The sequence below is a fragment of the Streptomyces nogalater genome (genome assembly GCF_039532885.1).
GTDB lineage: Bacteria > Actinomycetota > Actinomycetes > Streptomycetales > Streptomycetaceae > Streptomyces > Streptomyces nogalater.
Map to the genome: position 1 here is coordinate 1 of NZ_BAAASM010000043.1, position 23,000 is coordinate 23,000.

Annotated in this window: 22 protein-coding genes and 1 pseudogene; 12 read left to right on the forward strand and 11 right to left on the reverse strand. The window is 75.1% G+C overall.

The genetic code is table 11. The annotated features are described in order from the left end of the window. Positions 1-209 precede the first annotated feature (209 nt). A complete protein-coding gene (locus ABD350_RS26980) occupies positions 210-680 on the reverse strand; it encodes a winged helix-turn-helix transcriptional regulator (protein WP_344351014.1) in 471 nt (156 codons plus the stop codon). 127 nt (positions 681-807) lie between these two features. Here ABD350_RS26980 and ABD350_RS26985 point away from each other — a divergent pair, with 127 nt between their 5' ends. Beyond that, positions 808-1,977: a thiolase family protein gene (locus tag ABD350_RS26985; protein ID WP_344351015.1), complete on the forward strand. Its 1,170-nt coding sequence runs from the start codon at positions 808-810 to the stop codon at positions 1,975-1,977. An 88-nt stretch (positions 1,978-2,065) separates the two neighbouring features. Here the strand turns inward: ABD350_RS26985 and ABD350_RS26990 are convergent, their stop codons facing one another. Further along, a complete protein-coding gene (locus tag ABD350_RS26990; RefSeq protein ID WP_344351017.1) occupies positions 2,066-2,509 on the reverse strand; it encodes a protein kilB in 444 nt (147 codons plus the stop codon). A gap of 43 nt (positions 2,510-2,552) precedes the next feature. Then, positions 2,553-3,365: a TVP38/TMEM64 family protein gene (locus ABD350_RS26995; RefSeq protein WP_344351019.1), complete on the reverse strand. Its 813-nt coding sequence runs from the start codon at positions 3,363-3,365 to the stop codon at positions 2,553-2,555. Between the two features lie 158 nt (positions 3,366-3,523). On the opposite strand from ABD350_RS26995, the gene ABD350_RS27000 reads away from it, so the two are divergent. Next, a complete protein-coding gene (locus ABD350_RS27000; protein WP_344351021.1) occupies positions 3,524-4,369 on the forward strand; it encodes a spermidine synthase in 846 nt (281 codons plus the stop codon). Here the strand turns inward: ABD350_RS27000 and ABD350_RS27005 are convergent. Both ABD350_RS27005 and ABD350_RS27010 read right to left on the reverse strand, forming a co-directional pair. Beyond that, on the reverse strand, positions 4,331-5,629 hold the full coding sequence (locus ABD350_RS27005) for an MFS transporter (protein WP_344351023.1): 1,299 nt from the start codon (positions 5,627-5,629) through the stop codon (positions 4,331-4,333). The two genes, ABD350_RS27000 and ABD350_RS27005, sit on opposite strands and share 39 nt — an antisense overlap. A 138-nt stretch (positions 5,630-5,767) precedes the next feature. Continuing rightward, positions 5,768-6,853, reverse strand: a complete 1,086-nt coding sequence (locus ABD350_RS27010; protein WP_344351025.1) for a DUF8017 domain-containing protein — start codon at positions 6,851-6,853, stop codon at positions 5,768-5,770. 53 nt (positions 6,854-6,906) lie between these two features. Here ABD350_RS27010 and ABD350_RS27015 point away from each other — a divergent pair, with 53 nt between their 5' ends. Then, a complete protein-coding gene (locus ABD350_RS27015) occupies positions 6,907-7,377 on the forward strand; it encodes a DUF4442 domain-containing protein (protein ID WP_344351230.1) in 471 nt (156 codons plus the stop codon). Positions 7,378-7,473: 96 nt separating this feature from the next. Here ABD350_RS27015 and ABD350_RS27020 read toward each other — a convergent pair whose 3' ends face one another. Next, a complete protein-coding gene (locus ABD350_RS27020) occupies positions 7,474-7,650 on the reverse strand; it encodes a S1 domain-containing protein (protein WP_344351027.1) in 177 nt (58 codons plus the stop codon). Positions 7,651-9,075: 1,425 nt separating this feature from the next. On the opposite strand from ABD350_RS27020, the pseudogene ABD350_RS27025 reads away from it, so the two are divergent. Then, positions 9,076-9,621, forward strand: a pseudogene (locus tag ABD350_RS27025) (RICIN domain-containing protein); the annotation flags it as partial. Positions 9,622-10,155: 534 nt separating this feature from the next. Here ABD350_RS27025 and ABD350_RS27030 read toward each other — a convergent pair. Both ABD350_RS27030 and ABD350_RS27035 read right to left on the reverse strand, forming a co-directional pair. Further along, positions 10,156-10,689, reverse strand: coding sequence for a hypothetical protein (locus tag ABD350_RS27030; RefSeq protein ID WP_344351232.1), 534 nt, complete (start codon positions 10,687-10,689; stop codon positions 10,156-10,158). Positions 10,690-10,823: 134 nt separating this feature from the next. Next, entirely contained in the window at positions 10,824-11,765 is a 942-nt protein-coding gene (locus ABD350_RS27035) for a lysylphosphatidylglycerol synthase transmembrane domain-containing protein (RefSeq protein WP_344351029.1), read from the reverse strand. Between the two features lie 546 nt (positions 11,766-12,311). On the opposite strand from ABD350_RS27035, the gene ABD350_RS27040 reads away from it, so the two are divergent. Beyond that, a complete protein-coding gene (locus ABD350_RS27040) occupies positions 12,312-12,962 on the forward strand; it encodes a DedA family protein (RefSeq protein WP_344351031.1) in 651 nt (216 codons plus the stop codon). Between the two features lie 113 nt (positions 12,963-13,075). Here ABD350_RS27040 and ABD350_RS27045 read toward each other — a convergent pair whose 3' ends face one another. Further along, a complete protein-coding gene (locus ABD350_RS27045; RefSeq protein ID WP_344351033.1) occupies positions 13,076-13,609 on the reverse strand; it encodes a gamma carbonic anhydrase family protein in 534 nt (177 codons plus the stop codon). A gap of 109 nt (positions 13,610-13,718) precedes the next feature. Here ABD350_RS27045 and ABD350_RS27050 point away from each other — a divergent pair, with 109 nt between their 5' ends. Further along, positions 13,719-14,483: an acyltransferase gene (locus tag ABD350_RS27050; RefSeq protein WP_344351034.1), complete on the forward strand. Its 765-nt coding sequence runs from the start codon at positions 13,719-13,721 to the stop codon at positions 14,481-14,483. Between the two features lie 228 nt (positions 14,484-14,711). Here the strand turns inward: ABD350_RS27050 and ABD350_RS27055 are convergent, their stop codons facing one another. Beyond that, complete coding sequence (locus tag ABD350_RS27055; RefSeq protein WP_344351036.1) at positions 14,712-15,569, reverse strand: EamA family transporter; 858 nt, start codon at positions 15,567-15,569, stop codon at positions 14,712-14,714. A 109-nt stretch (positions 15,570-15,678) separates the two neighbouring features. On the opposite strand from ABD350_RS27055, the gene ABD350_RS27060 reads away from it, so the two are divergent. Both ABD350_RS27060 and ABD350_RS27065 read left to right on the forward strand, forming a co-directional pair. Beyond that, on the forward strand, positions 15,679-16,251 hold the full coding sequence (locus ABD350_RS27060) for a helix-turn-helix domain-containing protein (protein WP_344351038.1): 573 nt from the start codon (positions 15,679-15,681) through the stop codon (positions 16,249-16,251). 77 nt (positions 16,252-16,328) lie between these two features. Next, positions 16,329-16,886, forward strand: a complete 558-nt coding sequence (locus ABD350_RS27065) for a YbaK/EbsC family protein (protein WP_344351039.1) — start codon at positions 16,329-16,331, stop codon at positions 16,884-16,886. Positions 16,887-17,021: 135 nt separating this feature from the next. On the opposite strand, the gene ABD350_RS27070 is transcribed toward ABD350_RS27065, so the two are convergent. Next, positions 17,022-17,429, reverse strand: coding sequence for a CoA-binding protein (locus ABD350_RS27070; protein WP_344351041.1), 408 nt, complete (start codon positions 17,427-17,429; stop codon positions 17,022-17,024). Between the two features lie 140 nt (positions 17,430-17,569). Here ABD350_RS27070 and ABD350_RS27075 point away from each other — a divergent pair, with 140 nt between their 5' ends. The 4 genes from ABD350_RS27075 to ABD350_RS27090 form a co-directional block, all read left to right on the forward strand. Further along, on the forward strand, positions 17,570-18,343 hold the full coding sequence (locus ABD350_RS27075) for a hypothetical protein (RefSeq protein ID WP_344351043.1): 774 nt from the start codon (positions 17,570-17,572) through the stop codon (positions 18,341-18,343). A gap of 470 nt (positions 18,344-18,813) precedes the next feature. Continuing rightward, positions 18,814-19,443: a YigZ family protein gene (locus tag ABD350_RS27080; protein ID WP_344351045.1), complete on the forward strand. Its 630-nt coding sequence runs from the start codon at positions 18,814-18,816 to the stop codon at positions 19,441-19,443. Between the two features lie 103 nt (positions 19,444-19,546). Continuing rightward, positions 19,547-20,710 carry an exonuclease SbcCD subunit D gene (locus ABD350_RS27085; RefSeq protein ID WP_344351047.1) on the forward strand — a complete coding sequence of 388 codons (1,164 nt, stop codon included), beginning with the start codon at positions 19,547-19,549 and terminating at the stop codon, positions 20,708-20,710. Next, the coding region (locus ABD350_RS27090) for an AAA family ATPase (protein WP_344351048.1) at positions 20,707-23,000 on the forward strand (2,294 nt) is incomplete at its 3' end. The genes ABD350_RS27085 and ABD350_RS27090, both read left to right, overlap by 4 nt.

Sequence of the window (23,000 nt, forward strand, 5' to 3'; positions counted from 1 at the left end):
GGACGTGGATGATCGGGAACTCGCCGAAGTCCGACATCGTGCCGGCGCTCGCCGCCGGGCTGGGCGCGGTGTACGTGCCGCATCCCGACACCTGGGTGCTGGAACACCACCCGTTCCCCGAGAGCACCGAACGGCTGCTCCAGGTGGACCGCTTCACCGACCTGGTCGAGCACTTCTGACGGGCCCCGGCGCCGCCGGCCCCGGTGGCCTCACGCGGTCGCCGGTCCCGAGAGGGTCCAGCCCGGGGCCTGCGGACGCGCGGTGAGGTCCTCGTGGCGCACGGCCTCACCGCAGGCCCGGCATGTGACCACCGACACCAGTTCGCTGCCGCAGCGGTGCTCGACGACCATGGGCAGGCCGGTGCCCCGGCGCAGATGGCGGTCGCCCCATTCCCTGAGGGTCAGCAGCACCGGCTCGAGCTCCAGCCCGGCCTGCGTGGCCCGGTACTCGAAGCGCTGGGGGCGCTCGCTGTACATGCGCTTGGTGAGGATGCCGGCCTCCACGAGCCGGCGCAGCCGGGCGGCCAGGATGTCGCGCGGGGCGCCGATGTTGCGTACGAGCTGGTCGAAGCGGCTGTTGCCCAGGCACACCTCCCGCAGGACGAGCAGGGAGTACTTCTCGCCGACCAGTGCGAGGGCGTCGGCGATCGAACAGGGGCGCGGGTCCTTCGTGGCGGCCATGACCCCAGTCTAGGTGAGGGTTTGCTTTTCAAACTCTCGGGGCTATGGTGAGTCCAGTTTTCCAACTCACCGGTAATCGGCACATCGCCCTCCGGGGACGGCCAGGGCGGCCAAGGAGGCCCGCACCATGCGAGACGCAGTCATCGTCGAAGCCGTACGCACCCCCGTCGGCAAGGGCAGGCCCAACGGCTCCCTCGCCCACGTCCACCCCGTGCAACTCCTCGCCCACACCCTGCGCGCCCTGGTCGAACGCTCCGGTGTCGACCCGGCGCTGATCGACGACGTCATAGGCGGCACCGTCGACCAGATCGGCGAGCAGGCCATGAACACCACCCGGTACGCCCTCCTGGCCGCCGGTTTCCCCGAGTCGGTGCCCGCGACCACCGTGGACCGCCAGTGCGGGTCCTCCCAGCAGGCCGTGCACTTCGCTGCACAGGGCGTCATCTCGGGCGCGTACGACCTCGTCGTGGCCTGCGGCGTGGAGTCGATGAGCCGGGTGCCGATGTGGTCCAACGTGCCCGCCGGCACCGACCCGTTCGGACCCGGCGTCGCCGAGCGCTACCCGGAGGGGCTGGTTCCGCAGGGGATCAGCGCGGAACTCATCGCCGCCAAGTGGTCCCTCACCCGCGCGCGGATGGACGAGTTCGCCGTCTCCTCCCACCACAAGGCCGCCGCCGCGTGGCAGGCGGGGCTGTTCGACGCCGAGATCGCGCCGCTGGACGGCGTCGCCCGCGACGAGTGCGTACGGCCCGGCAGCACCCCCGAGATCCTCGCCGGACTCAAGCCCGCCTACTACGACCCCGGCTTCGCCGAGCGCTTCCCGCAGATCGAGTGGAACGTCACCGCGGGCAACGCCAGCCCGGTCAACGACGGCGCCTCCGCCGTCCTGATCACCTCCGGCGACACCGCGGCCCGGCTCGGCCTGCGCCCGCTCGCCCGGCTGCACAGCTTCGCCGTGACCGGCTCCGATCCGCTGCTGATGCTGACCGGGATCATCCCGGCCACCGACAAGGTGCTGCGCCGGGCGGGGCTGGACCTGGCCGACATCGATCTGTTCGAGGTCAACGAGGCCTTCGCCAGTGTGGTGCTCGCCTGGCAGCAGGAGACCGGCGCCGACCTCGCCAAGGTCAACGTGCACGGCGGCGCCATCGCCCTCGGTCATCCGCTCGGCGCGAGCGGCACCCGGCTGACCACCACCCTGGTCCACGCCATGCGCGAGCGCGGGGCCCGCTACGCCCTCCAGACCATGTGCGAGGCGGGCGGCCTCGCCAACGCGATGATCCTGGAGGGCGTCTGAGGGCGGCCACCGCCCGAAGGTCCCGGCCCGCCCGGGTGCGCGCGGCCCACCGCCGTACCCCTCGCCGGGGCCGCGGATCCGCGCCCGCTCACCGAGCCGTCACCCGTCCCGCCGCGTCGACCAGGTCGTCCGTCGCCGTGATCGCGGCCTCCCGGCGGGCGGCCGGCTCGGTGGGGGCGGGGCGTCGCGGAGGGCGAACGCGGCCAGGGCCGCCCGGCGGGCCGGCCCGGCGAGGGCCGGTTCGAGGACGCAGACCGCCACCAGCGGGGAGGTCACGGCGGAGCGGGTGGCACGGGTCTCGGCCCGGGCCCGCGTCGACGGCCACCGGGCTCGCGCCGCTCAGCACCAGGTCCTCGCGATGCCACAGGGCCCGCCGGTGGTCACCCAGGGCCGCCACCAGCTCGCCCAGCGCCACGCGCAGGGCCTCCGCCCGGCGCTCGTCGCGGCCGGCCCGCTCGCGCCGCAGCTGAAGCAGCGCGGTCAGCGCGCCGCCGAGCAGCGTGCCGGCCACGGCGATGACGCTGGACCACATCGGACACCCCTCCGGGGACGGCTCTTCGGACGGATGCGACGGCTCACCCGGCGCGCAGCCGGTGCCGCTTGCGCCAGGCGATCACCGTGCCCGCCAGGGCCGGCACGGCGACGCAGGCCATCGCGATCAGGAAGGCGGGGGAGGTCGGCGCCGACGCCCGGGCGCCGGCGACCGCGTAGGCCGCCGTATTCGGGACCGAGCCGAGGGCGGTGGCCAGCAGGAAAGGCAGCCAGCCCATACGCGAGACGGACGCGCAGTAGTTCGCCGCCCAGAACGGCACGCCCGGGAACAGCCGGACGGCCAGCATGGACCGGAACCCGTGCCGGCTGAGCTGCCCGTCGGCCGCCTTCAGCCACCGGCCCCGCAGCAGCGGGCGCAGCGCGTCCTGTCCGAGCGCCCGGCCCAGCCCGAACGCCACCCCGGCACCGAGCACCGTCCCCGCGAGCGCCGTCGCCAGCCCCACCTGGGAGCCGAACATCGCGCCCGCGGCCAGGTTCAGCAGGGGGCGCGGCACGAACACCACGGTGCACAGCCCGTACGCCGCCGCGAACACCAGGGCCGCCGCGGCCCCGCCGAGCTGCGGCGGCCAGCCGTGCGTCAGCAGCCGCTGCGGCTCGCACACCAGCACCCCCGCCGCCCCGCCCGCCAGTAGCGCGAGCAGCAGGGACAGCCGGGCGTAGGGCGACAGCAGCAGCCGTGTGCAGCGCGCGGCGAACCCGGCGGGGGGCAGCGCGGGCACGGTCACGGCGCCGGGGGCGGCCGGGCCGAGGGCCGGGCCGTGCGCGGCGGCCAGAGGAGAGGGCGTGGCGGCCGGGGGAGAGGTCGGGGCGGTGCCAGAGCGGTTGGCATCGAGCATCCGCAGACACTAACCGACGCACCTGTGTGATCGCCGTATGGGCCGAACTCCCCAGCCGCGCAGGGCAGCCGGCGACGGCGGCCGGTGCCGCCCGGGATGTGCGGTGACGTACGCCCGGACGTGCGGTGACGCAGGGCCGCGGGATCCACAATGGTCGGGTGAACGAATCGATACCCGTCTCCCGGACCACCGACCACGGCACCGCCCGGCTGATGCCCGACGTGGACCGGGAGCGGGCCTGGCTGCTCACGGTCGACGGGGCCCCGCAGTCGTACGTGGACCTGGACGACCCGGCGTATCTGGAGTTCGAGTACGCGCGGCGGCTGGGGCATGTGCTGGACACCGTGGCCGAGACCGGGCGGGTGCTGGATGTGGTGCACCTCGGCGGGGGCGCGCTGACCCTGCCGCGGTATGTGGCCGCCACCCGCCCCGGCTCCCGGCAGGACGTCGTCGAGGCGGACCGGGGGCTGCTGGAGCTGGTTACCGAGCAGCTGCCGCTGCCGGCCGGCTCGGGCATCGCGCTGCACGCGGCCGACGCCCGGGACTGGCTTCAGGCCGCGCCGGACGACCGGGCCGACGTGCTGATCGCCGACGTGTTCGGCGGCTCCCGGGTGCCCGCCCACCTCACCACGCTGGCCTACGTCCGCACGGCCGAGCGGGTGCTGCGGCCGGACGGCGTCTACCTGGCCAATCTCGCCGACGCCGCGCCCTTTGCCTTCCTGCGCTCCCAACTGGCCACGCTGGCCGCGGTGTTCGAGGAGGTGGCGCTGGTCGCCGAGCCGGCGGTGCTGCGCGGGCGGCGGTTCGGGAACGTGGTGGTCGCGGCCTCCCACCGGCCCCTCGACACCGCCGCGCTGGCCCGGCGCACCGCGGCGGACGCCTTCCCGGCCCGCGTCGAACACGGCCCGGCGGTACGGCGGTTCACCGGGTCGGCGCGACCGGTGGAGGACGCCGACGCCGTACCCTCACCCGAGCCCCCCGACGGCGCGTTCGGCATCGGCTGAGACGGGCGCGGCGGCGGTGACCCGGTGGGTGCGCCGGGTCAGCCGGCGCACGTCCGGGACCAGCAGCACCAGTGCGGTGACCAGGACCACCACGGCGGCACAGCCCCACAGGGCGGCCGTACGGCCCACGGCGGCCTCGGCCGGTCCGGCCAGGGCGGTGGCGAGCGGCATCAGGGACACCGAGCCGAACCAGTCGTAGGCCGAGACCCGGGAGAGCTTCTCCTCGGGTATCTCCTGGTGCAGCGCGGTCATCCAGGAGACCCCGAACACCTCCACCGTCGTGCCCGTGGCGAACATCACCGCGTACAGCACACCCGGTGGCGCCGGTACCGCCAGCGCGGCGGAGGGCAGGGCCAGCGGGAACACGCACAGCGTGCCCGCGAGCAGCAGGCGGCGGGGCTGCCAGCGGGTCATCAGCAGGGCACCGGCCACCGTGCCCGCGCCGAACGCCGCCAGCGCCAGACCCCAAGGGCCCGCGCCGCCCAGGCTGTCCCGGGCGACTAGCGGGCCGTAGACCGCGTCGGCCGCGCCGACCACCGCGTTGGCGATGGAGAACTGCACGACGATCGCCCACAGCCAGGGCCGGCCGGCGAACTCCCGCCAGCCTTCCCGCAGATCGGCCAGCATGCCGCCACCCGGCGCGCGCGGCGCGAGGTGGCCGACGTCGAGGAGGGAGCGCAGCGCCGCGGCGACGGCGAAGGCGGCCGCGTCGACGGCCAGCACCCAGCCGGGGCCGACGGCCGCGACCAGGGCGCCGCCGAGCGCCGCGCCGCCGAGGGCCGCTCCCTGGGTGGCCATCCGGAAGACGGCGAACGCCCGGCCCGCCTGCTCGCCCGCCACCGAGGACATCAGCATGCCCTCCGCGGCCGGGCCGAAGAACGCCTGGCCGGTGCCGCCCAGCGCGGTGAGCAGCATCATCTGCCACAGCCTGGGGTCACCGGCCAGGACGAGCGCCGCGAACGCGGCCTGGGACAGGCAGTTGAGGGCGTTGGCGGCGACCATCACCCGGTGCCGGGGCAACCGGTCCGCGACCGCGCCGCCGATGAGCAGGAACACCACCAGCGGCAGGGTGCGGGCGGCGGCCACCAGGCCCACGTCCCCGCTGTCCCCGCCCGCCTCCAGCACGGCGAACGCGGCGGCGATCAGCGAACCGTTCGCGCCCAGGCCGGTGATGACGGCGGCCGCGGTCAGCAGGGAGTAGTTGCGGCCCGCCCACACGGGTCTGCGGGGGCGGGCGGAGAAGTGGGAATCCTTGATCACCGGCCGACTATCGCGGCCGGACCCCCGGCCTGCCAAGCTCGTTTTCCACACGGGCGGTTACCGCGCGGGCGGTTACCGCGCGGCGGTGCGGGCCGACGGGTCCGGTGCGCGCCGACGGGCCGGTGCGGTCGGCCGCGGTCACTCCACGGTCGGGTCGCCGTGCAGCCGTACCGTGCTGAGGATCTTCTGGATCGTCGCGTCGGAGACCTCCTCCTTGACACCCTTGGCGCCGTAGAAGGTCCAGGAGACGAAATTGCCCGCCGAGTTCTTGAACGCGAACGTGGTCGCCTTGCCGTCGGTGTCGCACGAGTGCGTCTTCGGCACACCCGTGGTGTAGGACGTGGCGACGCTGCCCTTGACGCCGGACGCCGTCGTGAAGTCCTTGGCCTTGCCGGCCCTGAGGTACTTCTTGGAGGAGTCCTTCTGGTCGGTGTAGCCGCCGAAGGCGAACGCGGCGGCGTCGCCGTAAGCGGTGCTCGCGGTGTCCTTGGCGCCCATCTCGCCCTTGGTGCCGGCCACGCCCAGCGACGACGTCTCCTCCCTGCCGTCCTTGTCGTCGTCGGACGTGCAGTACCGCGGCTTGAGGGACGACGTGCCGGAGAAGCCGATGTACGCCGAGCCGTCGCCTTTCACCTTGTCCTCGAAGAAGGTGAAGACGCCGGGCCGCTGCACCTCCCACTCCGGGGGCACATCGAAGGCCGTGCCGTACTTGGGGTTCACCACGACCTTCCAGCCCGCGACCGTCGGCTTCTCCGTCTCGCCGGAGCGGGGGTTGTCGGTCGCGGCCGAGGTGGGCGAGGCGGGCGAGGTGGCGGTCGGCGTCGGGCTCGCGGTCCGTCCGCCCTTGCCGTCGTCCGCTTCGTCGTCCTTCGAACCGCCCAGCACCAGAAAGCCGGTGACGGCCGCGGTGACCACGACGGCCGTGGCCGCGACGACGGCGACCAGCTTCGTACGGCCGCCGCCGCCCCGCGGGGGCTCGGGGAGGGGCGCCGTGGGCGGCTGCCCCCACGGCTGCTGCGCGTACGGGCCGGCCTGTGCCTGCTGCCCGTACTGGCCGGCCTGCGGGTACTGCTGATACCCGGGCTGCTGATACGGGTTCGGCTGCGGCCGGCCCGGCTGCTGGTACCCGTTCGGCTGTGGGTGACCCGGCTGCTGGTACGGGTTCTGCCGCGGATCGTGCTGCGGATTCTGCGCGCCCCCTGGCGGCTGCTGATCTGGCCACATGGCCTGTAACCCTAGTGCGCTTCGCTGGCCAGCCCCTGCTACTCGTGAGTAACATGACGGCCATGACCTCAGACCAGATGTCGATCGGCGAGATGCTCGCCGCCACCGTGCCCATGGCCCGGACCCTGAACCTGGAGTTCCTGGAGACCACGGCCGACAGGGCGGTGGTGTCCCTGCCGGACCAGGGCGCCTACCACAACCACGTGGGCGGCCCGCACGCCGGTGCGATGTTCACCCTCGGGGAGTCGGCCAGCGGCGCCATCGTGCTGGCCGCCTTCGGGGACCAGCTCTCGCGTGCCGTGCCGCTCGCCGTGCGGGCCGAGATCGCCTACAAGAAGCTGGCGATGGGCGCCGTCACCGCGACCGCGACGCTGGGCCGCCCGGCCGCCGAGGTCGTCGCCGAACTCGACGCGGGGCAGCGCCCCGAGTTCCCCGTGGCGGTCGAGATACGGCGCGCGGACGGCGCGGTGACCGGCGAGATGAGCGTGCTGTGGACGCTCCGGCCGGCCGACCGGGCGAAGTAGTCCGCGCCGGACCCGACGACACCGTGCCCCGCCCCGTCGACACCGGGGCGGGGCACGGGCGTCCGGGGCGGGGCGCGGGCGTCCGGGGCGGGGCCGTCACCGGATGGCGACCACGTTGGTGGCCTTCGCGCCGACCACCTCGAAGGCGACCCGCTGGCCCTCGCGGGTCGTCTGCGTCTCCATGCAGGAGAAAGGGCGCTGTTCACCGTCCTCGCCGGTGATGATGCCCACGCCGTCCGCGTCGTTGTAGACGGCGATCCTTCCGAGCGGCATGGTCTGCTCCTCCGTGGGTTGCGGGAACCACTGCTATCTCCCTGTGAGCAGAGCATCACGCGCCGTACCGGGGTGGAGGAAGGGCGTGCCGGTGCGTCGGCCATGGTTTGACCGGATGTCGGCGGGGTCCGTGCCGGTCCGCGCGCCGTGAATACCGGAATTGGACATTTGGCCTGCCATCCGGCCTTTTCGCGGGAGGGTCGGCCGTCGGGTCGAACGTCGTTCGGAGATACCAGCGGTAACCATTGCGGGAAGGGCCGATTTCATCACCGGGGGTATTCCGGATCCTTGTTTCCCGTGAGTCGCCTGTGCCAAGGTGAGCCTCCCCGCGGGAAGGCAAAGGCGGACGCCGACGTCCGGCCGGCCCTTTAGGTATGCACCAACAGGTTTTCCCACAGGACGCTCACGCGCATGCGGTCCTGCGGCTGGAAAGGAAATGTTTCCGTGCAGCCCCCTTACCCCCCACGCCCGCCCTACCCGCCCCCGCCCGGCCCCGGCGGGGAGTCCGACCCCGCCCTCCTCGCCCGGCTCGGCGGCCCGGACACCGGCGGCCGTCACCACGCCGTCGCGCTGCTCCTCGCCCGGCACTGGCCGGCCACCCGCGACCATGCCGTCGTCTGCCTGGCCGACGCCGGCCCCACCGCCCACCTGGTCGCCGCCGCGGCCTTCCATCAAGTGCTCGCCGGCACGGCGGGTGGCGCGGCCGACGGCGTGAATGGTGGCGCGGTCGGTGGCGCGGTCGGCGGCGTGAGTGGTGGCGCCCTGCGGCCGCGACTGCTCGTCGCCGTCCGCGACACCGTCCGCGCCTGGGCGTCGGACGCCGCCGCCTGCGCCGTCCTGCCGGAATTGCGCAAAACCACCGGCGGTCGCGGACTGCGCGCGACAAAGCCCGGTCCGGCGGAAAGCAGACAGCTCGCCGCCCGCGCATTCCGGTCCCTTCCCGGCGCCGCGCAATGCCTTCTCTGGCATACCGAGGTCGAGGCGGAACCCATAAACATACCCGCCGGTCTGCTGGGCGTCGACACGATCACCGCCTCGGCCGCACTGGAGCAGGCGCGCGGGCAATTCCGCGCCGGTTGTGTACGCGCTCACCGGGAACTCGCGCCCACCGAGGAATGCCGCTTCCACAACCGGCTCCTGGACATCCCCCTCCGGCGCGGTGGGCTCCTGCTGCCGGAAGTGCGCCGGCATCTGGCGGTCTGCCGCCACTGCCGGTACGCCGCCGAACAACTGGGTCGCTTCGACGGCGGCCTGCCCCTGCTGCTCGCCGAGAGCGTGCTCGGCTGGGGCGCCCGCCGCTACCTCGCCTCCCGGCCCGCCCGCGCCGCCGTGGAGGACCGGTCGGCCGTCCGTGACCGGCCGACGTGGTGGAGACCGGCCCGGGTGACCGTGCCCCGCGCGTCCGGCGGCCGCCACCGCAAGGCCATGGCCGTCGGTGTCGGGCTCACCTCCCTCGCGCTGCTCGTCACCGCCCTGTCGGTCAGGAGCTGGTCCGATGACAACGGTGTCCCCGGCGCCGGCGGCACCTGGGCCGCGCCCGCCGCGGACACCCCGTGGCCGGGCGGCGCCGGCGCGCACTCCGCGGCCTCCGCCGGCGGCCCCGCCGGGCCCGTCCACGGCGCCCTGCGCGGCCTGGCCTCCGGGCGCTGCCTGGACGTGCGCGGGGAGCGGGTCGCCGCGGGCGCGGGCGTCCGGCTCGCGCCGTGCTCGGCGGCCGACTCCCAGCAGTGGACCTACCAGGACGACGGCCTCCTGCGCAGCACCGCCGACCCAGCCCTCTGTCTCACCGCCGACCCCGGCACCAGAACCGTCGCGCTGGCCGGCTGCGCGGTACCGCCCGGGGAGGCCTCCTACGACCTCACGCTCCACGGCGAGATCCTGCTCCGCCGCCACCCCGGCCTGGCCCTGGCGCCGGGGGCCGGTTCTACGGTCACGGGGGTCGGCGTCGTACACCGCGACGACGGGTCCCGGGCGCAGCGGTGGGTGCTGGAGACGGGCGAAGCGCCACCGCGTGCGGCGGCCGCGCCGGAGCGGCGCCCGGAAGCGCCGGAAGCGCCGGAAGCGCCGGGTGCGCCGGGCGCGTCCGACATGCCGGGCACCCCGGGCACCCCAAGTACGTCGGACGCGCCGGATGGGGTTCGCCCGGAGCTGCGGCGGGAGCTGCGGTCGGACGTGCCGGAGGTGCCGGAGGTGCCGGGTGGGGCTTCCGGCGGGCGGCCGGGCGGAGCCGGGCACCACCGGGCCGGTGACACCCCGTACGGGAAGCCGGGGCGCGCGGGTCAGGGGGCCGAGGAGCGAGGCCACCCCCGCGGCCCGCGGCTCCACGGGGGAGGGAGCGGGCAGCCGGCCCGGGCCGGCGACACCGGCGCCCGTGATGACGTAGGCGCCCGTGATGACGTACACGTACGAGAAGCCGACGGCGGGCCGGGGAACGGCGGGTCGGAGGCAGGCGTGGCGGGGGAAGCGGGCCTCGGGTTCACCGCCGGGCCGGGTGCCGGTGGCCGCTCAGTGGGACCAGCCCGTGGCGGCCACGACGTCCTCGGCGATGGCGCGAACGGTGCGCCGGTCGGTGGGGATGCGTACCGTCCCCGGCGGAGCCTCCGCTTCCAGACGCTTCGCGGCGGCGGCGCTGCGGCGCACGTGGACGTCGAGTTCGGAGCCGCGTTCCCGCCCGCCGAGGCGATGGCGCGCCGTCGCGTCGGTGGCGGTGAGCAGGACGCCGACGATCCTCGGCGGGGCGGTGGGGGAGAGGGCCTGCCGGATCAGGTCCGGTTCGAGGATGCTGACGGTGTTGGTGTAGATCAGGCGCCGGATGCCCAGGCCGGCGTAGTTGGCCCACAGGGCGGCGAGGTTGCGCTGGGTGATGCGGGCGCGGTAGGGGTCGTCCGGGGGTGCGGGGTGGACGTGGTCGAGGAGGTCACCCTCGATGAGGCAGTGGGGGACGCCGGCGTCCCGTAGGAGGACCGACGTCTCCATGGCCACCGTCGTCTTGCCCACCCCGGACCGGCCGCCGATCAAGAGTGCCTCGATACCCGTCATGGCCACACGGTGTCACCGGACACTCCGGCAGTGCACCGGTTTTTCCGCCGCGGCGCCGGCTCGCCCGGTGGCACGCGGTCAACACCCCGGATGACTGAAAGCGGCGTTCACACGCCACACCGCGCAGACGGAGTTCACACCACGTTCCTGCGGATCAGCGCCGACAGCACCAGCGCGCCCGGCAGCAGCGGTGCCCAGTCTGTCAGGACCCGGTAGCCGATGACGGTCGCGGTCGCCGGTGCGGGTGCGGAGCCGAAGGCGACCAGCGTCCACACCAGTGCCGCGTCGACGGCCAGGCCGCCCGGCGCGGGCACCGCCCCGACGGCCGTGCCCGCCGCCAGATGGGCCAGCACCACCTGCTCCCAGGGCAGCCCCAGCCCCAGCGAGGCCCCCACACAGGCCAGCGCGCCGGCCTGCACCAGCGGCATCGCGGCGGCCCCGCCCCACAGCGCCACCACCCGGCGGGGCCGGGCATGCACGGCGCGCGCGTCGGCCACGGCGGTGCGCAGCAGCCGGACCACCGGCCGCCGCAACGGCCGTACGACCGTCAGCAGCACGCCCGCCACCGTGACGGCCCCGCCCACGCCCGCCGCGAGCGGTACCAGCAACCGCCCGTCCGGTATCAGCTCCCCGAGGCGCCGCCGGGCCGGCGAGGCCGCCAGGAACACGACCAGTACCAGCGTCTTCGCGACGGATCTGGTCAGCGAGTACAGGCCGATCGACGCGGTGGCCCGCTCCAGCGGCACGCCCTGCCCGCGCAGGAACCGCAGGGTGACGGCGTGCGCGCCGAGCCCGCCGGGCAGTACGTGGTTGGCGGCACCGGCGGCGAACTGCGAGGCGAGCAGCAGCCGCGGCGGCACCGGGTCGGGCAGCGCGCCCTGCCGGACGCAGGCGGCGGCCACCCAGGTCAGGCAGGTGAACCCGGCCCCGGCCGCCAGCCATCCCGGGTCGGCCGCGACCAGCCGCCGGACCCCCTCGTACACGACGGGACGGTTGACCACCGCCCACCCGGCGGCGAACAGGAGCGGAGCCAGGCACAGGGCCAGCCGCAGCGGCCGCCCCGGCCCGCGCGCCACCGCCGGCCGCGCCGGAGCCGCACATCCCGGATCGGGGCCGGCACCCTCCGCACCGAGGCCGGCCCTCTTCGCGTGGAGGCCGGCGGTCTCCGTGCCGAGGCCGGCGGTCCCCGGGGTGAGGGCGGCGGTCTGCGTAGCGACGCCGGCGGTCTCCGTACCGAGGCCGGCGGTTTCCGTACCGACGCCGGCGGCCCCCGGGGCGTGGCCGCCGGTCTCCGTGCGGGGACGCGGAGGCGGCAGCGAGCGGGACGGGGACGGGGATGGGGACGGGAAAGGGGACGGGGCTGGGGGCACGGGACGTCGTCCTTCCGCGGCGGGCCCTCGCGGGCCTGGGGGAGCGGGCCGGGCGAAACCGCGTGGAGCCTTCCCCTCCCGCGTGACACGGGGATGTCCGGAAACGTAAGGCGCGCGGGCGGAACGGTGCCGCCGGCCGGGCGGACAGGCGGCCGTTCGGCGCCGACCAGGTAGCCTTCCCTTGGGCCGCGCTGTGCATGCGGGCGCCCGGACAGCAGGACGACCAGGTCAGCGACAGGGGAGGAACCGGCGGTGCACGTCCAGGAATGGCTCGACTCGGTGCCTGCCGCCGCCGTCTACGCCGTGGTGGCCCTGGTGATCGGTCTGGAGAGCCTGGGCATCCCGTTGCCGGGCGAGATCGTCCTGGTCTCGGCCGCCCTGATGTCCTCCCAGCACACGGGTGTCAATCCGGTCGTCCTCGGCGTCTGCGCGACGGCCGGAGCGGTGATCGGCGACTCGATCGGCTACGCCATCGGCCGCAAGGGCGGACGCCCGCTGCTGGCCTGGCTCGGCGGGAAGTTCCCACGCCACTTCAGCGCGGGCCATGTGGCGACCGCCGAACGCTCCTTCCAGAAGTGGGGCATGTGGGCGGTCTTCTTCGGCCGTTTCGTCGCCCTGCTGCGCATCTTCGCCGGCCCCCTCGCGGGCGTCCTGCACATGCCGTACTGGAAGTTCCTGATCGCCAACGTCCTCGGCGGCATCTGCTGGGCCGGCGGTACCACGGCCGTCATCTACTACGTGGGCATCGTCGCCGAGGACTGGCTGAAGCGCTTCTCCTACGTCGGCCTGGGCGTGGCCGTCCTCATCGGACTCGGCTCCATGCTGCTGCTCAAGCGCAAGGCGAAGAACGCCCAGCAGGAGCAGCGGGAAGCGGAAGCGGAACCCGTGAACGCCGGGGAGTAAGCCCTGGACGCCGGGGAGTAAGCCCTGGACAGCGGGGGGGGCGCCTGGGCGGCGCGGGGCGGGCCGGTGGCCGCCGCGGGGTACGCCGGGGCAGCCGCGGACCGACGGCACCCCTACTCGTGCTCGTGCACCTCGCGATGCGCCTTCGCCAGATCGGCGTACAGCGTGCCGTTGAGGATCACGCCCTCCCGCTCCTCCTCCGACAGGCTGCGCCGCACCTTCGCCGGCACCCCCGCCACCAGCGACCCGGGCGGCACCACCATCCCCTGCGGCACCAGGGCCTGGGCGGCGACCAGCGAGCCCGCCCCGATCACCGCCCCGTTCAGCACGGTCGCGCCCATCCCGATCAGGCAGTCCTCCTCCACGGTCGCCCCGTGCACCACCGCGTTGTGCCCGATGGACACCCGCTCCCCGATGCTCACCGGAAACCCGGGGTCGGCGTGCAGGGTGACGTTGTCCTGCACATTGGCCCGCGCCCCCACGGTGATCTTGTCTATGTCCCCGCGCACGACGGCCCCGTACCAGACGCTGGCCCCCTCGCCCAGCGTGACGTCCCCGACCACGGACGCCGTGGGTGCCACGAACGCCTCCGGATCGATCCGGGGCTCCTTGCCCCCGATGCCCACGATCAGTGCCTTCTGCGTCATCACCGTCTCCTTGTGTGCGTGCGTGCCCCGAACCGTACGACACCGGGTGGGGCAAAGATCACAGCGGCCCGGCGTCTCGCCGGGGGCGACCGGTGAGTAACGTGAGCGCGTGCCGAAGCGCAAGAACACGTTCTCATCCTGGCGTCAGCGCCTGGCCCAGCGCGCCGTCCACGCGGGCTGGGCGTGGGTGCGGCGTACCGGCTCGGTCACGGCCGAGCACCCCGGCCGCTTCCGCTTCGGCGCCATCGGCGAGCACACCCGGCTGGCCTTCCCGCTCGGCACGGTCTTCGGGGAGCCGTGGATCCGGCTCGGCTCGTACTGCATCATCGGCGAGCAGGTCACCCTCACCGCGGGCCTGATGCCCGACCTGGACCTCGGCCCGGATCCGATCCTGCGCATCGGCGACGGCGTGGTCCTCGGCCGCGGCAGCCATGTCATCGCGGACACCACGGTCACCATCGGCAGCGACTGCTACTTCGGCCCGTACGTCTACGTCACCTCCACCAACCACTCCTACGACGACCCGCACCAGCCCATCGGCAAGCAGTGGCCGCGCATGGAGCCGGTCGAGATCGGGCCGGGCTGCTGGGTCGGCACCGGCGCGGTGATCCTGCCGGGGGCGCGGATCGGCCGGAACGTGGTCGTGGCGGCCGGCGCGGTGGTCCGGGGCACGGTGCCGGACCACGCGGTGGTGGCCGGGGCGCCCGCCAAGGTCGTACGGCGCTGGACCCCCGACACGGGTTGGCAGCCGCCCCTGCGCACCCCGGCGCCGGTGCCGATACCGGACGACCTCACCCCCGGCCAGCTGCGCGCACTGGCCGACCTGGACGAGGAGGCGGTGTCCCGGCTCGCCGCACTGGACCCCGACGGCTGACACCGGCCCACCGCCCGGGCCGGCCCTCCGGGAGAGGCGCGGCCGGCGGCCCGTCCGGTCCGGCTCGCCGCGCCGGGCCCAAGGCGGTACGGCCTCATCGCTCAGCCGGCTGGTCGCCAAGGTGGTGCGCCCTCGTCGCTCAGCCGGCTGGTCGCCAAGGCGGTGCGCCCTCGGGCGCGGGTCGGCCACGGCCGTCGTGGACCCCGAGCCCGGTCGCTCGCCCGACGTTCAGCCCGTCGCCAGTAGCAGGGTGCCCAGCAGGGCCAGGCCCGCGCCCGCCGTCTGGATGCCGCGCAGCCGTTCGCTGAGGAAGCCGCGGGCGGCCAGCGCGGTCACCACCGGGTACAGGGAGGCGAGCACGGCCGCGACGGTGACCGGACCGCTCCGGGTGGCCATCGCGTAGGTGCCGTTGGCCGCCACGTCGGCCAGCCCGACGAACGCCAGCGCGGGCAGCGAGCCCCACGGGAAGCCGCCCTCCGGTACGGCGGCCCCGCCGCGCCGCACCGAGACGACGAGCGCGGCCCCGCCCACCGCCACGTTCGTCACCCGCTGCACGAACAGCGCGAGGAACAGCCCGGTGACCGTGGTGGACGCCTCCGCGATCAGCGCGAACACCGTGCCGAAGCCGACCGCCGCGACCAGCGTCATCAGGATCGCGCGCCGCTGCACGGCCGCGCCCCGCAGTTGCGGCCCGCCCGCCAGGACGACCCCGGTGACGGCGACCGCGATGCCCGCGGCCTGGAACAGCCCCGGCCGCTCGCCGAGCACGAGCCCCACGCCGACGGGTACGGCGACGCTGAGGGTGGCGAGCGGTGAGACCACGCCCATCGGGCCGAGCGCGAGGGCCTGGTAGAAGCAGAGCAGGGCCACCGGTCCCACCAGTCCCGCCGCGAACGCGAACCACAGCCGGGACCCGGTCTCGCTCCAGCCGCCGGTGGCCAGCACGATCGCGCCCAGCACGACCGCGGCGATGGCCTGCGAGACGACCACGACCGTCAGCGCGGGGGTGCGCCGGGTCAGCAGTCCGCCGCCGAAGTCGGCCAGCCCCCACAGGAGGCTGGTGATCAGGGCGAAGAATGCTGTCATGGCCGGCCTCGCAGTACAGTTCCGTGAACGATCGAGTGCACCTCACCGTAGTTCACGGCACTGAACTGCGCTAACCAAAATATTGAACTTCCCGGATATTGGACTCCATGTGTCGGACCTAGAACTCCTGACCCAGTCCCTGGCGCGCAACGTCAAACACTGGCGCGCGGTGCGCGGCTTCACGCTGGACGTGCTCGCCGCCCGGGCCGGCGTCAGCCGCGGCATGCTCATCCAGATCGAGCAGGCCCGCACCAACCCGAGCATCGGCACGGTCGTCAAGATCGGTGACGCGCTCGGCGTCAGCATCACCACGCTCCTCGACTACGAGCAGGGCCCGAAGGTCCGGATCGTCCCCGCCGAACGGGCCGTACGGCTCTGGCACACCGAGGCCGGCAGCTACAACCGGCTGCTCGCCGGCACCGAGGCGCCCGGACCGCTGGAGATGTGGGACTGGCGGCTGATGCCGGGGGAGACCAGCCCCTCCGAGCCGCACCCCGGCGGCACGGTCGAGCTGGTCCACGTCACCGCGGGCGAGCTGACGCTCACCGTGGACGGCACGGAATACCGCGTTCCGACGGGCGCGAGCGCCTCCTTCGAGGCCGACGTCCCGCACTGGTACGGCAACCAGGGAGAGGTGCCCATGGAGATGGTGATGGCCGTGTCCGTACCGCCCGTGCCGTAAGCCCGTTTGTGCCCCGAGCCAGTCCGTGCCGTAAGACGCCGGTACGGCGGCCGGGCCGGTCTTGCTAGCGTGCGGCCATGCGCGCACCCATCGGAGACTTCGACCACGCCACCCCCGCCCCGGACTGCCTGGACGAGCTGACCGCCCCCGTCGCCGACGCCGTACGCACCTGGCAGGGCGCCGTTCCGGCCGACCGGATCCTCTACGTCGACACCGACCCGCGCTGGGCCGACACCGCGGCCTTCGTGGAGCACTACGGCCGGGACCTGCTGGAACAATCGGCGAACTGCGTGGTGGTCGCGGGCAAGCGGGCCGGTGAGACCCGGCTGGCCGCCTGCGTGGTGCCGTCCGCCGCCCGGGCCGACGTCAACGGTGTCGTCCGTCGTCAACTCGACGCCCGCAAAGCCTCGTTCGCCCCGATGGAGACGGCGACCGGCGAGACCGGCATGGAGTACGGCGGCATCACCCCGGTCGGACTGCCCGCCGGCTGGCCGGTGTTGGTGGACTCGGCCGTCGTCGACCTGCCGTACGTCCTGATCGGCAGCGGACGCCGGCGCGGCAAGCTCCTCGTCCCCGGCAAGGCCCTCGCCGAACTCCCCGGCGCCGTCGTGCTGGAGGGACTCGGGGTGGTGTGAGTACTCCCCGCGCCGGACACCCGCGGCGCCTGGCCGGGGCCGGCCCCGAGGGCGGCGGACCACCGCCTGGAGGGGCACCGGGCGGGGCGGTCCTCCGCCGTGACCGGGACCGTGGACCGGGGCGGAGCGGGGAAGCTAGGCCAGCCGGGGGATCTCGATGGCCGGGCAGCGGTCCATGACCATCTCCAGGCCCGCCGCCCGGGTGCGCTCATAGGCGGCCGGGTCGACGACGCCCAGCTGGAACCACACCGCCCGCGCGCCCTTGGCCACGGCCTCGTCGGCGACCGGTCCGGCCAGCTCGCTGTTGACGAAGACGTCGACCACGTCCACGTCGAAGGGGATGTCCGCGAGGGAGGCGTAACCCCGCTCCCCGTGCACCGTCTCCGCCTTGGGGTGCACCGGCACGATCCGCTTGCCGAACCGCTGGAGCACCCGGGCCACGCCGTACGCGGCCCGCTGCTCGTTGGCGGACAGGCCGACCACCGCCCAGGTGTCGCCCAGCTCGGTCAGGATCCTGCGGATCGTCGCGTCGTCGCCGTACATCGGCCGCCTCCTCGGGCTGCGGGAACTGTCTCGGGGAAACGTCACTCCGGCGGGCGGGGATTCCCGCCGTACCCCGGCACGCTGTCCGGAATCGGCGCAAGCTGCTGCATACGCCCCCCGGCCCGCCCTACGCTCGCCCCGTGCTGCGCATCCTCGACGCCCGAACCGGTGAGCCCGTCCCCGCCGCCCCCGCCCGCCGCGGCCTGACCCGCATCGAAGCCCATGCCTGCGACCCGGACCCGACGGCCCTGCGGGTCCTGCTCACCGCCGACCTGCTCGTCCGCGCCCTGGAACTGGGCGGTACCCCGGTCTGGACGAGCCTCACCGCCCCCCGCGACCAGCCGGAACTGCGCGCGGCCGGCACGCGCCTGGCCATCCGTCCCTTCGAGTTCAGCCGCGACCTCGCCTCCGGCCTCGGCGAGGCCCAGGCCCTCCACGTGGTCCGGCGCGATTCCGGGGAGGCGGTGGGGGAGGGGCCGGTGGTGGCGGTGGCCGGGGTGGAGTGGATGCCGGGGCCCGACGGGGCGCCCGCGACGGCCGGGGGCGGCCCCGCCGTGTTCGCGGCGCTGCTGTCCGACCCCTCGGCCCTGCGCCTCGCCCTGCTCGCCGTACCGCGCGGCGAACCCGCGCGGCTGGACCCGGCCACGCTGGAGGAGGCCGCGCGCAGCCTCACCCGGTGGCGGCGGGCCGTGGCCGGCTGGGCCCGGCGGCCCTCGCGGCCGGTCCCCGGCGAGGTGCGCGAGAGGCTGCGGGCCGCCTGGGAGGACGACCTCGACCTGCCCGCGGTGCTCGGTGTCCTGCGGGAGGTGGAGAGCGCGCCCGGCATCCCGGACGGCGCCCGCTTCGAGACCTACGCCTACGCCGACCGCCTGCTCGCCCTGGACCTCGTGCGCGACATCGGGGGCGCCGCGTAAGCGGCCCGGCGGGCACCGGCCCGCTCCGGCGGCTGCCCGATCCACGGCACACCCGGTTCCGGCAGCCGCCGGTACCGCGACGTGCCCGGTCCGCCGGGTCCGCCGGGTCCGCCCGGCCGAGGGTGCCGAGGGCCGGCTGAGGCCGCTCACGTCCCGCGGGCTGCGGCACACTCCGGCCGCCTGGACACGCCTTCGCCGCCGCCGGTTTCCGGCCCGGGCTTGCCCTGTGCTCCGCCGTCGTACGGTGCCGCGGTGTGCCCGGTCCGCCTGGCCGAGGGTGCCGAGGGCCGGCTGAGGTCGCTCACGTCCGCGGGCTGCGGCACACCCGGCCGCCTGGACACGCGCTCGCCGCCGCCGGTTTCCGGCCCGGGCTTGCCCTGTGCTCCGCCGTCGTACGGTGCCGCGAGCGAGGAGGGGCGCCCGGCCGGAGCGGGCCGTCGGCCGTGACGGCCACGGACTAGGCTGGCCGGATGCAGGACGAGTACCGCACAGTCGCCCGCGCGGGCGTGCACGAGACCGAGATCAACCGCTCCCGCTTCCTGTGCGCCCTCGCCCCGGCCGCCACCGAGCGGGAGGCCCAGGACTTCATCGCCGCCGTGCGCAAGGAGCACGCCGACGCCACCCACAACTGCTGGGCCTACGTCATCGGCGCCGATGCCTCCGTGCAGAAGGCCAGCGACGACGGCGAACCGGGCGGTACCGCCGGCGTGCCCATGCTCCAGATGCTGCTGCGCCGCGACATGCGGTACGTCGTCGCCGTGGTCACCCGCTACTACGGCGGTGTGAAACTCGGCGCGGGCGGGCTGATCCGCGCCTACGGCGGCTCGGTCGGCGAGGCCCTGGACACCCTCGGCACGATCACCCGGCGCCGCTTCCGGCTGGCCACGGTGACCGTCGACCACCAGCGCGCGGGCAAGGTGCAGAACGACCTGCGCGCCACCGGACGCGAGGTGCGCGACGTCCGCTACGGCGAGGCCGTCACCATCGAGATCGGGCTGCCGGACGCCGACGTGGACGCCTTCCGGGCCTGGCTCGCCGATGTGACGGCGGGCACGGCCGGCTTCGAACTGGGCGGTGAAGCCTACGGAGACGCCCGGTAATCGGGGTAAATCAGGCATAACCTTCCTGTGGGCGACGGGTGGCAGCGGCCGGTACCGGAGTAACCGGACGTGATGTCCTACCCGGCCGTTAGTCTCGGGGCCCATGAGGATCCTGCACACGTCCGACTGGCACCTCGGCCGGGCCTTCCACCGGGTGAACCTGCTCCAGGCGCAAGCAGGGTTCATCGGTCACCTGGTCACCACCGTGCGTGAGCGCGCGGTGGACGCGGTGGTCGTGTCGGGCGACGTGTACGACCGCGCGGTGCCCCCGCTCGCCGCCGTGGAACTGTTCGACACCGCCCTGCACCGGCTCGCGGACCTCGGCGTGCCCACGGTGATGATCTCCGGCAACCACGACTCGGCCCGCCGCCTCGGCGTCGCCGCCGGGCTCATCGACCGCGCCGGCATCCACCTGCGCACCGAGCCGTCCGCCGCCGGCACCCCCGTGATCCTCCGGGACGCCCACGGCGATGTCGCCTTCTACGGCCTGCCGTACCTCGAACCCGCCCTGGTCAAGGACGAGTTCGGCGTCGACAAGGCCGGCCACGAGGCCGTGCTCGGCGCCGCCATGGACCGCGTCCGCGCCGACCTCGCCGGCCGCCCGCGGGGCACGCGCTCCGTCGTCCTCGCCCACGCCTTCGTCACCGGAGGCCAGGCCAGCGACAGCGAGCGGGACATCACCGTCGGCGGGGTCGCCGCCGTACCCGCCGGGATCTTCGACGGGGCCGACTACGTGGCGCTCGGCCATCTGCACGGCTGCCAGACCCTCACCGAACGCGTGCGCTACTCCGGCTCGCCGCTCGCCTACTCCTTCTCCGAGGCCGACCACCGCAAGAGCATGTGGCTGATCGACCTGGACGCGGACGGCTCGGTCACCGCCGAGCGCGTCGACTGCCCGGTGCCCCGCCCCCTCGCCCGCATCCGCGGCCACCTCGACGACCTCCTCGCCGACCCGGAGCTGGCCCGCCACGAAGAGGCCTGGGTCGAGGCCACCCTCACCGACCCGGTCCGCCCGGCCGAGCCCATGGCCCGCCTCGCCGAACGCTTCCCGCACACCCTCAGCCTGGTCTTCGCCCCCGAACGGGCCCCCGACGACCCCCGCGTGTCGTACGCCCGGCGGCTCGCGGGCCGCAGCGACGAACAGATCGCCCAGGACTTCGTCGCCCATGTGCGCGGCGCCGGACCCGACACGGCCGAGACCGCCGTCCTGCGCGAGGCGTTCGACGCCGTGCGCGCCGACCACACCGCGCGGGAGGTGGCCCGGTGAGGCTGCACCGGCTCGACATCACCGCCTTCGGCCCCTTCGGCTCCACCCAGAGCGTCGACTTCGACGCGCTGTCCGGCGCCGGGCTGTTCCTGCTGCACGGCCCGACCGGCGCGGGCAAGACCTCCGTCCTGGACGCCGTCTGCTACGCCCTCTACGGCTCGGTCCCCGGCGCCCGGCAGAGCGGCCAGGGCATGCACCTGCGCAGCGACCACGCCCCGCCCGGCACCCGCACCGAGGTCCGCCTCGAACTCACCGTCGCCGGCCGCCGGCTGGAGATCACCCGGCAGCCCCCGTGGGAGCGGCCCAAGCTGCGCGGCAAGGGCATGACGGTCGACAAGGCCCAGACCTGGCTGCGCGAGTACGACGCCCGGGCCGCCGCCTGGAAGGACCTCAGCCGCTCCCACCAGGAGATCGGCGCCGAGGTGGAGCAGCTGCTCGGCATGAGCCGCGAGCAGTTCTGCCAGGTCGTCCTGTTGCCCCAGGGCGACTTCGCCCGTTTCCTGCGCGCCGACGCCGAGGCCCGCAGCAGGCTCCTCGGCCGGCTCTTCGACACCCGGCGCTTCGCCGACGTCGAGAAGCGCCTCGCCGAACGCCGCCGCGCCACCGAGGCACGCGTGCGCGAGGGCGACACGGCCCTGCTCGCCGTCGCCCACCGCATGCAGCAGGAGGCCGGCGACGCCATGGAGCTGCCCGAGCCGGACCCCGGCGACCCCGGGCTGGCCGAGGCCGTCCTCGGGGCCGCCGCCGTCGCCCGCAGCACCGCCCGCGAACGCCTCGACATCGCCCACTGCCGCCTCGCCGCCGCCGAGTCCGCCCACGCCGCCGCCCGGCACGCCCTGGACGAGGCCCGTGAACTCGCCCGGCTGCAAAGCAGGTTCGCCGAGGCCCGGGAGCGCGCCGAACGCCTTCGGGAACGGGCCGGCGCCCACCGCGAGGACCAGCGGCGCATGGAGCGGGCCCGCAAGGCGGAGGCCGTCGCGCCCGCCCTGGAGTTGCGCGAGGCGGCCGACCGGGACCACCACGAGGCGGCGCGAGCCGAGACACGCGCGCGCGGCGCGCTGCCCGACGCGTACGGGGGCGCCGACGCCGGCGGACTCGCCGCCGCCGCCCGCCGGACCGCCGAGGAACTCGGCGGCCTGGAGACGGCCCGGCGCGCCGAACGGCGGCTCGCCGAACTCGCCGAGGAACGCGCCGGACTCGACCGGCAGGAACGCGCCGACGAGGAGGTCCTGCGCGAGGCCGACGCCTGGCTCGACGGCTGGGACACCACCCGCGCCGCCCTCCAGACCCGGCTCGACTCCGCCCAGGAGGCCGCCACCCGCGCCGAACAGCTCGCCGTGCAGCGCGAGCCCATGCGGCGCCGGCTCGACGCGGCCCGCACCCGCGACCGGCTCGCCGCCGACCTCGCACAGGCCCGGCAGCGCGCGGACGAGTCCGGGCGGCGCGCCCTGGACGCCCGCGCGCACTGGCTCGACCTCAAGGAACAGCGGCTGACCGGCATCGCCGCCGAACTGGCCGCCCACCTCGCCGACGGCGAGCCCTGCGCGGTCTGCGGGGCCACCGAACACCCCGCGCCCGCGCGCAAGGCCGCCGGACACGTCGACCGCGAGACCGAGGAACGCGCCCTCGCCGCCGCCCGGCGGGCCGAGGAAGAGCACACCGAGGACGAGCGGCGGCTCGGCGCGGTCCGCGAGGACCTGGCCGCCGCCACCGCCGAGGCCGGCGACACCCCCACCGCGCGCCTCGCCGCCGAGGCGGACGACCTGGAGCGGGAGTACGCCCGCGCCCGCCGCGACGCCTCCGCCCTGCACGCCGTCCAGCAGGAGCTGCGGCGCGCCGAGCAGGAGCGCGAGCAGCGGCTCGCCGACCGCCAGCAGGCCGCCGTACGGGCCGCCTCCCGGCTCACCCGCCGGGACACCCTGGAACGTGAACAGGCGCTGCTGGCAGCGGAGGTGGAGCAGGCGCGGGGCGGCCTGGGCAGTGTGGCGGCGCGCGCGGCACAGCTGGAGCGGCTGGCGGCACGGCTCACCGAGGCCGCCGACGCCGTCCGCGCCGCCGAGGACGCCGCCCTGCGGCTGAAGGACGCCGACGCCCGCCTCGCCGACGCCGCCTACCGGGCCGGCTTCGACACGCCCCGGGCCGCCGCCGAGGCCCTGCTGGAGCCCGCCGCCCACCGCGCACTCCAGCACCGCCTGGACGCCTGGCAGCAGGAGGAGGCCGCCGTCCGCGCGGTCCTCGCCGAGTCCGGCACCACGGCGGCGGCCCAGCTGCCGCCCGCCGACCCGGCCGG

Excerpts from the sequence above, each read along its gene's own strand:
- ABD350_RS26980 (WP_344351014.1), bottom strand. The coding sequence starts at position 680 with ATGGCCGCCACGAAGGACCCGCGCCCCTGTTCGATCGCCGACGCCCTC.
- ABD350_RS26985 (WP_344351015.1), top strand. The coding sequence starts at position 808 with ATGCGAGACGCAGTCATCGTCGAAGCCGTACGCACCCCCGTCGGCAAG.
- ABD350_RS26990 (WP_344351017.1), bottom strand. The coding sequence starts at position 2,509 with ATGTGGTCCAGCGTCATCGCCGTGGCCGGCACGCTGCTCGGCGGCGCG.
- ABD350_RS26995 (WP_344351019.1), bottom strand. The coding sequence starts at position 3,365 with ATGCTCGATGCCAACCGCTCTGGCACCGCCCCGACCTCTCCCCCGGCC.
- ABD350_RS27010 (WP_344351025.1), bottom strand. The coding sequence starts at position 6,853 with ATGTGGCCAGATCAGCAGCCGCCAGGGGGCGCGCAGAATCCGCAGCAC.
- ABD350_RS27015 (WP_344351230.1), top strand. The coding sequence starts at position 6,907 with ATGACGGCCATGACCTCAGACCAGATGTCGATCGGCGAGATGCTCGCC.
- ABD350_RS27020 (WP_344351027.1), bottom strand. The coding sequence starts at position 7,650 with ATGCCGCTCGGAAGGATCGCCGTCTACAACGACGCGGACGGCGTGGGC.
- ABD350_RS27030 (WP_344351232.1), bottom strand. The coding sequence starts at position 10,689 with ATGACGGGTATCGAGGCACTCTTGATCGGCGGCCGGTCCGGGGTGGGC.
- ABD350_RS27045 (WP_344351033.1), bottom strand. The coding sequence starts at position 13,609 with ATGACGCAGAAGGCACTGATCGTGGGCATCGGGGGCAAGGAGCCCCGG.
- ABD350_RS27055 (WP_344351036.1), bottom strand. The coding sequence starts at position 15,569 with ATGACAGCATTCTTCGCCCTGATCACCAGCCTCCTGTGGGGGCTGGCC.
- ABD350_RS27065 (WP_344351039.1), top strand. The coding sequence starts at position 16,329 with ATGCGCGCACCCATCGGAGACTTCGACCACGCCACCCCCGCCCCGGAC.
- ABD350_RS27070 (WP_344351041.1), bottom strand. The coding sequence starts at position 17,429 with ATGTACGGCGACGACGCGACGATCCGCAGGATCCTGACCGAGCTGGGC.
- ABD350_RS27080 (WP_344351045.1), top strand. The coding sequence starts at position 18,814 with ATGCAGGACGAGTACCGCACAGTCGCCCGCGCGGGCGTGCACGAGACC.
- ABD350_RS27085 (WP_344351047.1), top strand. The coding sequence starts at position 19,547 with ATGAGGATCCTGCACACGTCCGACTGGCACCTCGGCCGGGCCTTCCAC.